This is a genomic window from Halomonas urumqiensis (genome assembly GCF_003028575.1).
GTDB lineage: Bacteria > Pseudomonadota > Gammaproteobacteria > Pseudomonadales > Halomonadaceae > Halomonas > Halomonas urumqiensis.
This window is the reverse complement of the sequence record NZ_PYUD01000001.1, coordinates 572,613-585,314: the sequence shown is the minus strand read 5'-3', so window position 1 is coordinate 585,314 and position 12,702 is coordinate 572,613. Positions and strand designations below refer to the sequence as shown.

Here is a 12,702-nt window from a genome sequence, read left to right as displayed (position 1 = left end):
TTGTCGATGGCGCGACACATCGGCATTCTGGCGGCTGACTCGCCCCAACCCCGGCAACTCGCCACACCGCTCGCTCGGCGGCCCCCTACTTAGCTATCTGGAAGCCTTGCCATGTGCCCCTTGCGCATCGTTGTCGACCGACTGGAAGACTGGCAGCCCTACTATCCCTCGGAGGATTTGATCACTGCCGACGACTTCCTCGCCCAGGACCGCCGTCACCGGATCAGCGATGCCCAGGACCACAGCACCCATGTCATCAACCTGTGCAGGGAACTGGACTATCTCGGGACTGGCTATTATGTGTCACTGCTGGCCCAGGCGCGTGGCCAGCGCGTGTTGCCCACGGTAGAGACCTTGAACGAGTTGTCTCGCAAGGCGCTGGTCGACCTCCAGCTTGATACCCTGGCGCCACTGCTTGGCGACCTGGCACGCAAGGGGCAACTGGCCGGAGATAGCGTGACCCTGAGGGTGCTGTTTGGCGAGTGTCGCGAACCCACTCTCGAAAAGCTCGCACGCAAGCTGTTCGAGCGCCTGCCCTGCCCGCTGCTAGAGGCACGACTGGTCAGGCGCCATGAGCAGTGGCAATTGGCACGTCTCAAGCCGGTCAGCCTGCGCGAACTGTCCAGTGACGAACAGGACCTGTTCGCCACCGCCCTGAACCGCCACTCACGCAAGGTGTGGCGAACCCCCAAGGCCCGGCGTCGCTATCGATTCGACCTGGCGATACTCGTCGACCCCAGGGAAGCGCTGCCGCCCAGCAACCGTAGCGCGTTGAAGGCCTTCATTCGTGCCGGACGCAAGCTCGGCATCGATGTCTCCTTGATCACCCGCAAGGATGCCGGGCGCCTGGCCGAGTTCGATGGTCTGTTCATCCGCGAGACGACTTCACTGGACCACCATACCTACCGCATGGCGCGCCGGGCCGAACACGAGGGGCTGGTGGTGATCGACTCCCCGCGCGATATCCTGCGCTGCACCAACAAGGTCTACCTGCATGCCCTGCTGCGCGCGCGAGGCGTCGCCGCACCGGAAGGTGCCCTGCTCAAGCGCGGCGACAAGCGACCGCTCGCCGAGCAGATCGGTGGGCTTGGGTTCCCGCTGGTGCTGAAGATCCCCGATGGTGCCTTCTCGCGCGGGATCGTCAAGGTCACCGACCTTGACCACCTGGCGGCCGAATCCCGTCGGCTGTTCGAGGATTCGGCGTTGTTGCTGCTTCAGGAGTGGCTGCCCACCGAGTACGATTGGCGCATTGGCGTGCTCGATGGCCAGGTACTATTCGCCAGCCGCTACTACATGGCGCGTGGCCACTGGCAGATATACGATCACTCCGGCGCACGGGTCAAGAGTGGAGGCTTTACCACCCACCACCCCGCCGAGGTTCCCGCGCCGGTCATCAAGGCCGCGCTCAAGGCGACCCGCTTGATCGGCAATGGCCTGTATGGTGTCGACCTCAAGCAGATGGGTGACCGGGTAGTGGTGATCGAGGTCAACGACAATCCCAATGTGGATGCCGGCATCGAAGACGCCGTGCTAGGCCGTGAGCTCTATGAGCGCATCATGGGTGTGTTCCTTGCGCGCATGGAAGCCCAGGTGAGCCGCGCCGTGGAGCGCGGCTGAAACCCTCGATTCACGACTCACCACTCACGACTCATCACTCGCCACTCACAATTCACCCCTCACAAGGAGCTCCAATGAGCGATCGTGATACCCGCCATCAACAGGCGATGCGCAAACTCAAGTCACATGTCGACGAAAAGGTCGCCAACGCCACCGAGCAGCGCGGCCTGCTGCTGGTATTCACCGGCAACGGCAAGGGCAAGACCACCGCCGCCTGGGGCACCGTGACCCGTGCCCTGGGTTATGGCTACAAGGTCGGCGTGGTGCAGTTCATCAAGGGCCTGTGGGAGTGCGGCGAGCGCGAGCGACTGGTCGAGGATGCCAACCTCGAGGTCGCCATCATGGCCACCGGTTTCACCTGGGACACCCAGAACCGCGAGGCCGATACCCAGGCGTGCCAGGCGGTGTGGGCCGATGCCGAACGCCTGCTGGCCGACCCGGATGTCTACCTGGTGGTGCTCGACGAGATCACCTACATGCTCAAGTTCGGCTACCTCGATATCGCCACGCTGACTCGCGCCCTCAACAACCGGCCCAGCGAGCAGACGGTGATCATCACCGGGCGCAACGCCCATCGCGAGCTGGTCGAGATGGCCGATACGGTCACGGAAATGCAGGAAGTCCGCCATGCCTTCAACAACGGGCTTCAGGCCAGGCGCGGCATCGATTTCTAGGGGCATCGATTTCCAGAGGCATCGCCCCACCCAAGCGCCATCAAGAAAACATAAACCCCATCAGTCAGTTATTCGCATAGCTGGCCTGACCGTTGCCGACTGGCAACATCCACATCGTTGATATCAAAGGGTTCCTTTCACAGGCGCCCGGGATGTTGCTTACAGGCGACATCCCGGGCTCTGGCTTTCCATGACGCTTATCTGATTGTTCTAGCAACTTCCTGATAGTAAAGGCCCACAGCAACCTGGCCCATTTCTTGCCGGACAGGTTGACCAGACGAGAGCCTTTGCCACTCCTCGTGACCCGTAGACGAGCTCACACGCCGTGACTCGAGGGTCGCAGTCAGGATGGCCCATCAGCAAGGAGCAAGCACGACATGAGGATTACCATCTTTGGTTCCGGATACGTGGGACTGGTGACAGGCGCCTGCCTGGCCGATGTGGGTCACGATGTTGTCTGTGCCGACGTGGACGAGCAAAAGGTCGCGCGGCTTCAGGCCGGCGACGTGCCGATCTTCGAGCCAGGGCTCGAGAACCTGGTCCGCCAGAACCAGAAGGCGGGTCGCCTGACCTTCACCACCGACATCGCCGAAGCCGTTTCCTTCGGCATTTTGCAGTTCATCGCCGTAGGCACCCCTTCCGATGAAGATGGCAGCGCCGATCTGCGCCATGTGCTCGAGGTAGCAAAGAGCATCGGCCGCCACATGACCGAATACCGCATCATCGTCGACAAGTCGACGGTACCTGTCGGCACCGCCAGCAAGGTCGGCCGTGCGGTGGCCGCCGAACTCGATGAGCGCGGGGTGGCACTCGAGTTCGATGTTTGCTCTAACCCGGAGTTTCTCAAGGAAGGTGCCGCCATCGAGGACTTCTCGCGTGGTTCGCGCATCGTTGTGGGTACCGATTCCGAGCGCGTGAAGTTCGCCATGCGGGAATGCTATGGCCCCTACAACCGTCAGCAGGAAAAGCTGATGTTCATGTCGGTACGCAGTGCCGAGCTGACCAAGTATGCCGCCAACGCGATGCTGGCCACCAAGATCAGCTTCATCAACGAGATCGCCAACCTGGCCGAACGGCTGGGTGCCGATGTCGAGGAGGTGCGTCGCGGTATCGGCAGCGACCCGCGTATCGGCTACCACTTCATCTATCCCGGGTGCGGCTATGGCGGCTCCTGCTTCCCGAAGGACGTCAAGGCACTGGCCCACACCGCCAAGCAGGCGGGCTATCCAGCCGAGATGATCCACGCGGTGGAGCGCATCAACGCGCGCCAGAAGAGCAAGCTGTTCGAAAAACTCTGCCTGGCCTTCGATGGCAAGCTCGCCGGCAAGACCATCGCGCTGTGGGGACTGTCCTTCAAGCCCGATACCGACGACATGCGCGAGGCACCGAGCCGCGAGCTCATGGAAGCGCTATGGCAGGCCGGTGCCAGGGTACAGGCCTACGACCCCGAAGCCAGCGATGAGTGTCGCCGCCTGTATGGGAATCGTGACGACCTGATGCTCGCCGAGCGTCGCGAAGAGGTGCTGGAAGGTGCGCATGCCCTGGTGGTGTGCACGGAATGGAAGGCCTTTCGCACCATCGATTTCGAGCGCCTGCGCGACACCTTGCTCGCCCCGGTACTGATCGATGGCCGCAACCTCTATCAACCCGACACCGTCAAGGCCGCCGGGCTCGGTTACTACGCCATTGGCCGGGGTGATTCCATACAGCCCGTGCTGGCCTGAGGGACCGTGATGTCGAAACCACCCCTCGACCGCTCCGTCGCCAGCAAGGCAACGGAGCTCACCACACTGCTGCTGATGCTTGCCGTGCTGGTACTGGTGATCGCAGAGCTACCCGCGGAGGTCTTTTCGCCCGAGTCGAAGAGTTTCTTCTTCGCCATCGGCGCGGTAGGCGTGTGGCGCTACTCGTGGTGGCTGATCCAGGCCGTCCGCTCGGTGTGGTACAACCGCCGCGTCTACCCTCGCCTGCGCGCCGAGGCTGACGCCGCCGGAGCGGTAGCGCACCCGCCGGAGCTGTTCGTGCTGTGCACCTCGTTTCGCATCGACCCGGAAGTGAACTTCCGGGTCTACGATGCGCTGGTGCGCGAGCTCGTCGACTACGCCGTGCCGACCACCCTGTTCGCCTCTGTCTCGGACCGCACCGACGTGGACCTGATCACCCATGTACTGGACGATCATGGTTGGCCCGCGCACATCGAGGTGCGCTACATGTTCCAGAAAGGCGATGGCAAGCGCTCGGCGATGGCCGAGGTACTGCGAGCGATGTCGCGCCGCCTGCCGGCCCCCGGGTCGCTGCTGGTCTCCATGGATGGGGATATCCTGCTCGAACCGGAGACACTGCGTCGCTCGCTGTCCTTCTTCCAGGCCGACCCGGAGCTCGGTGCCCTGACCACCAACAACAGCGCCATCGTGATCGGCAATGACGCCACTTGCGAGTGGTACGACCTGCGCTATGCCCAGCGCCACCTGGTGATGAGCTCATTGTCGCTGTCGAACCGCCTGCTGGTACTGACTGGTCGCTACAGCGCCTTTCGCGCCGATCTGGCCGTGCAGCCGGAGTTCATCGATCTGGTGGAGAACGACCAGGTCGAGCACTGGCGCTTCGGGCACTTCAAGTTCCTCTCAGGCGACGACAAGTCGACCTGGTACTGGTTACTGAAGAACGGCTGGAAGATGCGCTACCTCCCCGACGTGACGGTCACCGGTTTCGAGGAGCTTCCCGACCGTCAGCGCTTCTTCGCTTCCACCACCGACCTGATGCGCCGCTGGTACGGCAACATGCTGCGGACAAGCGGACGAGCGATTGCCCTGGGCCCGCGTCCGATGGGCATGTTCGCCTGGTGGAGCCTGGTCGATCAGCGCCTGTCGATGTGGACCACCTTGATCGGCCCCACCGTGGCGGTGCTGGTCACGCTGTTCGTGCGTCCCTCGTTCCTGTTCGCCTACCTGCTGTGGATTCTCTTCACGCGCAGCATTGCCACGCTGATTCTGGCCTGGCAGCGGGGTCGTTTCAGCCTGCTATGGGTGCCGTTGATCTACTACAACCAGGTCTGGGGGGCAATCCTCAAGACCTACGTGAGCTTTCGCTTCAACCGGCAGAAGTGGTCGCGCCAGGGCATCTCGGCGGGCGAGCCTTCCGACCCGCTGGCGGTCCGTCGCCAGCGCCGAATGGGACATCTGCTGCATGGCGTTGCCTACAGCACCCTGCTGTTTGTGCTGGTGCTCTCCACCGGCACCCTTCAGCCACCGGACCGCATGACACTGGCCATTGGTCAGGATCTGGGCAACCAGCAGCAGCACGGGGCCGAGAACGCCAATCGCTGGTTGTCGCTGATGATCACTGACCTGCCGGAAGGCGGCAGCGTCACACTGCCCGGTGGACACTTCCGGGTCAACGAGGGGCTGCTCGAATCACTCGGCCAGGGCCAGAAAGTGCGAGCGGACGGCATCGTCGGCGCCAATGGTCTGGCCCGGACCACCCTTGCGATCAGCCCTGGGGTGGCGGCACACATCCTTGGACCCGATGGCGAGCCCCTTGACGCGCCCACCGACTGCGCCACCGAACAGAGCTGCGTCCTGACGCTCGGCCAGGATCACCTGAGCCTCGTCAACGTGCGCCTTGAGATCGATGCCGACCCGATCATGGACTCCATGGCGACGACTGACCCGAACACGAAAGAGCCAACAGGAACCCAGGAGACACCGACGGATGTCTGACCATTTTCACGACATGCGCGACTCGCAGCGCCACGAACCCACCCTGCAAGGTGGGCCAGATGAACCACGCCAGATGAATGCCGAGCGGACAGCCCATGCCGATCGACTGGCTCACGAACGCCGCGATGAACGACGCCATGTGCGCATCTCACCGCCCTTCAAGGTGCGGCTGGCCGACGGCCAGACCCTCGAGGGTGCCGATGTATCGCTGAGCGGCTTCGCCGTGCGCTGCCACCGGACCGTTACGCCCAGCGAGTCAATCTCCGCTTCGCTTTTGATGATGGCCGGCGCCACCGAGTTGATCATCCCGGTGCGTGCCGAAAACCGACACTCAACACCATTGAGCGGTGGACAAGGCTACACGGTGGGATTCGAGATCATCGACATCGAGCCCCCGCACCGCGAGCTGCTGCGCCAGGTGATTCGCAGCCACTTGAGCGGTCGCACGGCCAATGTCGAAGCACTGATGGCAGGCGAAGATCCGCAGACCCCACGCAAGCGCCAGGCCGGTGTGACCACACCGCTACCGGCATCGCGGCCGCCACGCCCCATGGGCAGGTATGTGGCGTTGTTCATCGCCATCGGCATACTGGTCGTGGTGGCCGGCGCCACCGCTTACCGCAACTTCATGATGATCGAGCCGAGTTTCGCTGCCGTGACAGCACCGCGCATCGATATTCGCGCGCCTGGGCCCGGCAAGCTGGGCGCCCATGAGCTGCAGGCCGGTGACCGCGTCGAGCGCGACCAGTTGCTGACCAATGTCGAGAACAGCGACCTCGAGTCGGACTTGATCCTGGCTGACGCCGCCCAGCGCTACAACGACCGGCTGATCCAGAATCTGCAAGAGCATCTCGACAGCGGCAGCGAGGAGGTCAGCCTTGCCAACTCGGCCCAGCCAGCCAGCGGCGACACCCTGTCGTTCGAATCGGTCTCCCCCGAGATCGCTCGCGCACGGATCGAGCAGTTCGAGACCGCACGCGACTACGAGAGCTCAAGGATCACCGCGCTCGAGGCACGCAAGTCCAGCAACCAGATCTACAGCCCTTGCAACTGCCTGGTGGCCTGGGCACTGAGCAGCGCCGATGACACCTACATCAACGAGAGCGAGCGGATCATGACGCTGATCCGCACCGGCGAAGACGATGTCATGGTCGAGGCGCTGGTGCACATGGATGACATCGGGCGCATCGAGCCCAATCAGGAAGCCTATATCGGCCTGCCCAACGCCTCGGAGCCAATTCGTGCTCGGGTGCGCAACGTGGCACTGGATATCGAGCGCCAGCCGCGTGCCGGCTTTCCCAACTGGGTGCGTCAGCAGCAGAACGTCGCCAGCGTGCTGCTGGTCCCCGAGCGCGACCTGCCCGCCCAAAGCGTCGGCCAACCAGTGGATGTACGTTTCACCGACGCACCACTGCTCGGCGCAACAGCCGAGTGGGTCTGGCAAGGGGCCCGCGCCGTCATCCAGTTTGGCGATCGCATCTACCGTGCCGCCATGCAAGAGGAAGAAGACCGCGACACCGGCTGAGGTCGGTTCTTGCCACCATGGCGTGCCCCGAGGAGCAGGTATCCGGGGCACGCGCGAAACATCTGCCAGGAGGCACCATGACATCGACACACCATTGCGTTCGGAATGTCCGCTTCTTCACAACGCCAGGTGCATTCAGCGGTATCGTCACCGGAGTGCCGCTAGCGGCGCTGTTGCTAGCCATGGCACCAGTCGCCGTGCACGCCGAGCAGCTCGACACCGACGCGGTGGGCATTCCCGACGAATCCGCCTGCTCGACCCGCTACACCGAACGGTATGCTCCACAACCCAGCGACGCCGACAGCGGCCATGATGCCATCCGCGAGGGCTTCGATACGCACCGCCACTGGGGCACCCGTGACAATGTCGATCACCTCGATGCGCAGCAGACCGGTCTTGGCAAGCCCGGCCTTCGCGTGACCTACCCCGCCGGCACCTCGTCGCCCAGCGACAGTGAGGAGGGCGGTGCGGGTTTCTACGCACGCGCCGAGGCACTTGAGGGCGCCGAGCGTGCATGCCTCAGCTACCAGGTACGTTTCGAATCCGGCTTCGATTTCGTCAAGGGCGGCAAGCTACCCGGACTGTACGGCGGCGATTCGCCGAGTGGTGGCGACAAGGTCGACGGCGAGAGCGGCTTCTCGATGCGGCTGATGTGGCGCGAGCAAGGCCAAGGCGAATTGTACCCCTACGTGGTGGGGCTCGAGGGTGTCTCTGTCGGCCGCGGTAACTGGACCTTCCCGACTGGAGAGTGGATCAGTGTCGAACAAGAGCTGATTCTCAACGATCCAGACGAGGCGAATGGCGTTGCCCGCTTGTGGATCGATGGCCGGCCAGTCCTCGAGCAGCGCGACATCGTCTACCGTACCACCCCGGAATTGACCATCGACGGCCTGATGTTCTCGACCTTCTTCGGTGGCAATGGCAAGGAGTGGCGCACACCACGCGACCAGCACGCCGACTTCGCCGACTTTCGCTTCTACACCCCGACATCATGACGATACCCCTTTCCGCGAATACCCAGCGAGCACCCCGCATGTTGCCCCACGCCCGTCATTGCAAAGTTCGCCAGGCATGCTTGGCCATGAGCCTTGCCCTCGGAATGCTGGCAAGCCACGCCGGCGCCCAGGACACCCTCAGCCGCGAGGAGCGCGAAGCACTGGACCTTTCCGAGTACCGCGTAAGCGACCCGGATGCCGGCTATTTCGATGTGGCACAACGCCGGGAGACGCTTCAGGCCACCGATAACGCCATGCTCCTGCAGGAGATCGATGAACTCACCCAGGGACCCAGCTGCCAGCAATTGCTGGCCTATGAGCCGATCACCACTCGCGTACGCATCCCCGGGTACTATCCGAACCCCGATGAGTGGGAACTCGCCTCCGAACCGCTGTTCCGCTTCGAGGATAATGTCTCGCAGCTGGCCGGCTCCTTCGTCGCCAGCGGTGATCCCTACTACGCCAACTGCCTGGTGCGCTATCTGGACCACTGGGCCCAGGCCGAGGCACTGACCGACTTCCATTACGATTCGACCCAGCCCCAGGCCTGGTTCGCTACCGAGTCGATGCTGTTCGCCGCGGGCATGGCCTATGCCACGGTACGCCCGCATGTCGAGGGCCTTGACGATGAGCGCGAGCGCCTGGAAGCGTGGCTGAATGGCCTTGCCCACCAGCATGCCGAGATTCCCGGCGAAGAACAGAACAGCTGCTGCAACAACCACTTCTATCGTCGTGCGCTCTACGGCAGCATGATCGGCGTGATCACCGAGGATGACGAGCTGTTCCGCTTCGGGGTCAGTGCCATCTACTCCGCCCTGCACGACCTCACCGATGAGGGCGCCATGCCCCTCGAGGTGCGTCGCGGCCGACGCGCCACCCACTACCAGAACTACGGCCTGCTCTACCTGGTCACCAACATGCAGGTCATCGCCCGCCAGGGCTACGACGAGATCTTCGATCTCACCATCGACGGGCGCTCGATTCACGACGCCATCGACTTTTTGTTCGCGATCCTCGACGACCCGGCGGCCCTTGGCGACCACGCCCCTCTCGAGCAGTACACCGGCTTTTTGCGCGACCCTCAGTACTTCACCTGGATGGAAATCTACCAGTCCCGTTACGACGACCCGCGGATCGCCGACTTCCTGACTCGGGTGCGGCCTCTCTACAACCGCAGTGCCGGCGGCTATGCCACGCTCTACTTCATGTCGCCGGACGCCCAGACCCATGTCTTTCTGGATGAACAGCAGCGCCAGACCGAAGCCTTCCGGGGCCTCGGCCAGCAATGATCGCCGCTCGCCTCCAGCCGACATCAAGGACACGCCAATGAACGACACTCAGCTCCCCAGAATGCTCGACCAACTCCGCACCGCCAGGCCCCTGCGCAAGGCGTGGCCAAGGCGCCGTGCGCCCATCTCGCTTGCCGCCTCGTTGACCGTGCTTGCGCTGCTTGCCGGTTGCGCCGGCACTACTCCCTCTCAGGGCGGAGCGTCGACAGCCGACAGTGCCGCAACACAACGCGGCATTCCCGAGCAGTACAGCGACTGGTTCGACTGGAGCCCCGAGCCCGACATCAGTGGCCAGGATTGGGACAGCATCAACCGCGCCAGGGAACTGGCCGAGCAAGGCCACACCGCTGATGCGATCAAGCGCCTGGAACCCTTGATGGCCCGGCATATTCCCCCCGCCTTCCATGAAGCCGCCAAGTACCATGAGGCGGGCGAAGGCATCGAGCCTGACCCCACCGAGGCTGCGCGCTTGTATGGTAAGGCGATAGAGACACCCTCATCGATTCGTGGCCAGGCGTCGTTGAACCTGGCCGAGCTTTATCTGGAGGGTGATGGCCTCGAGCGCAACGAACTACTCGCCTTTCACCTGCTCAACCAGGCCATCGACGAAGGTGTGGAGCGCGCAGAGCCGGTGCTTGCCGACCTGCTCGCCGAGGGCGGCAAGGAAGTCGGCCCCGACCCGGAGCGCGCCAGGGCACTTTATGAGCGAGCCGCCGAAGGGGACGATCCACGCGCCCTGCTGGCCCTGGCCGAAGGCTACAGCCCTGGGGGCTGGCTTGAGGAATCCCCGCAACGCTCCACGGAATTTGCCAAACGCTACGAGCAGGTGTTGGAAGCGCGCGCCCGCGATGGCGATAGTGGCGCCATGCAATCACTAGCCGGGCTCTACGCCGAGGATGGCCTGCTGGGTGACCAGCCCGACCGGCGCCGCGAATGGCTGGTGCGTGCCGCCGATGCCGGCGATGAGGACGCCCTGGGGCAGGCCGGCCGCGCACTGATGGAAACCGACCCTCAGCGAGGCATCGCACTGCTCGAGGAAGCCGCCGAGCGCGGCGACGTCGATGCCATGACGCAACTCGGTCAGCGGCTCATCGACCCCGACCAGCAACCAACCCATCGACAGCAAGCCGAGGCGTGGCTGGATCGCGCCATCGAGGCCGGCTCGGTGGATGCCATGGTGACCCTGGGTGCCGCACTGCTCGAGCAAGCCCAACGACAGGCAACCCTGACCATGCCCGGGCTCTCGAATAATCCCGACGCCCGATCGTCCGCTCCGTTGCCAGGCACGGCTATGGCCACCTCTTCCGATGTCACCCGTGGCATCGCACTGCTCGAGAGGGCCGCCGAACAGGACGATTCACTTGCCCTGGCCCATCTCGGCGACCTGTATCTCGCCGATGAACTGATTCCCAGCCAGCCCTACATGGCGGTCGATTATCTGGCACGTGCCCATGAGCTGGGACACCCCTGGGCCACCCAGCAACTGGGGGCCGCCTATCTCGAAGGACGTGGCGTGAACACTGATCCCCAACGCGCCAGGGAACTGCTCGAACAGGCGGCGGACCAGGGACAAAGTGGGGCGCGGCGACTGCTCGGTGAGGCCTACCTGGCCGGCGAAGCCGTGCCCTTCCATCCCAGCCGCGGCGAGGCACTGTTGAAGGAGGCAGCGAGCGCCGGTGATACCACCGCCACCACACTACTCGGCGAAGCTTACCTGACAGGGCCACTCGAGGAAGATCCCGAGCAAGGCCGCAGGCTACTCGAACGTGCCGCAGGCGAAGGAGACGCCTACGCAATGGTGGTACTGGGACGCGCCTATCGTGAGGGCCAGGGGGTTGGCAAGGATCTCGACGCCGCCAGCCGCTGGCTTGAGCGCGCTCAGCAAGCGGGCCACGCCAGCGCCGATGAAGCGATGGTCGGGGTCAATCGCGAGCGCGGTGCCCAAGGGAATATACGCTCGCTGATCGCCGCCGCAGAAGAGGGTCACCCGGGAGCCATGGCGGACCTGGGACGTGCCTTCCTGTCCGGTGAAGGGCTCGAGCGCGACGCCGCGCAGGCGCGCGACTGGCTGGACCGGGCAGCCAGGGCCGGACACACCGGGGCAAAGGCGGAACTCGGCGAGTTGCTGCTGGAAAGCGACACCGAGCGCGGCATGGCGCTCCTCCAGCAGGCCGCCGATGCGGGCCATGCCGGTGCCCGGCTGACGCTTGGAAGCGCCTACCTGCAAGGTGAGCATGTCAGCGCTGACCCTGAACAGGGCCTCGCCTACCTACGGCCCGCCGCCGAGTCCGGCAACCCCCATGCCGCCAGGCTGCTCGGTGAAGCGTATCTCAATGGCAACGGCGTCGAAGCCGATCCGAACCAGGCAGAGGAGTGGTTGAACCAGGCGGCAAAAAGCGGCGATACGACGTCTGAAGTGAGTCTTGGCCGGGTCTTGCTGCTGGGGGAAAACGGCATGCCGCAGGATGTCGAACGCGGCGAGACGTTGCTGAAGGATGCCGCCGATTCCGGCCATGCCGGTGCCCAGGCGGCACTCGGTCGGGCCTATTTACGCGGGGAAGGCGTCACGGTCGACTCGCGTCGCGGTGCCGACTATCTGCTCCAGGCTGCACAGCAAGGCCATTCCAGTGCTCGCCTGGCCCTAGCCGAGGCCTATCTTTCGGCCAACGGCCTGGAGAATGCCAACCGCGAACAGGCACTGCTATGGCTGGACGAGGTGCTGGAGGGAGACAGCGACATGGCACTCGAGACCCTGCACGAATTGATCTCGGATGATATCGCGTCCCTTGACTGATCATCGCGTCCCTTGACTGAGCAAACAAGGCCGGCACCAGGTGCCGGCCTTGTCATGACGCGCAGTATTCTTATCGTCGCAGGTGTTCA

The 12,702-nt window shown here is 64.0% G+C and carries 8 protein-coding genes; all 8 read left to right on the top strand.

All coding sequences use genetic code 11. The features are described 5' to 3' along the window. Positions 1-111: 111 nt before the first annotated feature. The 8 genes from C6V82_RS02490 to C6V82_RS02455 all read left to right on the top strand — a co-directional run bounded on the left by C6V82_RS02490 (position 112) and on the right by C6V82_RS02455 (position 12,613). Positions 112-1,617 (top strand): RimK family protein, encoded by a 1,506-nt coding sequence (locus C6V82_RS02490; protein WP_102589307.1) that lies wholly within the window; start codon positions 112-114, stop codon positions 1,615-1,617. A 74-nt stretch (positions 1,618-1,691) separates the two neighbouring features. After that, entirely contained in the window at positions 1,692-2,291 is a 600-nt protein-coding gene (cobO, locus tag C6V82_RS02485; protein WP_102589306.1) for a cob(I)yrinic acid a,c-diamide adenosyltransferase, read from the top strand. A 377-nt stretch (positions 2,292-2,668) separates the two neighbouring features. Continuing rightward, a complete protein-coding gene (locus tag C6V82_RS02480; RefSeq protein ID WP_102589305.1) occupies positions 2,669-4,015 on the top strand; it encodes a UDP-glucose dehydrogenase family protein in 1,347 nt (448 codons plus the stop codon). A gap of 9 nt (positions 4,016-4,024) precedes the next feature. Further along, on the top strand, positions 4,025-6,010 hold the full coding sequence (locus C6V82_RS02475) for a glycosyltransferase (RefSeq protein ID WP_102589304.1): 1,986 nt from the start codon (positions 4,025-4,027) through the stop codon (positions 6,008-6,010). Then, positions 6,003-7,535: a PilZ domain-containing protein gene (locus C6V82_RS02470; RefSeq protein ID WP_102589303.1), complete on the top strand. Its 1,533-nt coding sequence runs from the start codon at positions 6,003-6,005 to the stop codon at positions 7,533-7,535. The genes C6V82_RS02475 and C6V82_RS02470 overlap by 8 nt, the downstream gene beginning before the upstream one ends. Positions 7,536-7,612: 77 nt before the next feature. Further along, positions 7,613-8,530 (top strand): polysaccharide lyase, encoded by a 918-nt coding sequence (locus tag C6V82_RS02465; RefSeq protein ID WP_229843063.1) that lies wholly within the window; start codon positions 7,613-7,615, stop codon positions 8,528-8,530. Between the two features lie 86 nt (positions 8,531-8,616). Beyond that, the gene (locus tag C6V82_RS02460) at positions 8,617-9,819 is read left to right on the top strand and encodes an alginate lyase family protein (protein ID WP_102589301.1); all 1,203 of its coding nucleotides are present in this window, start codon (positions 8,617-8,619) and stop codon (positions 9,817-9,819) included. Positions 9,820-9,856: 37 nt separating this feature from the next. Beyond that, on the top strand, positions 9,857-12,613 hold the full coding sequence (locus tag C6V82_RS02455; RefSeq protein ID WP_229843064.1) for a tetratricopeptide repeat protein: 2,757 nt from the start codon (positions 9,857-9,859) through the stop codon (positions 12,611-12,613). The last annotated feature ends 89 nt before the right edge of the window (positions 12,614-12,702 follow it).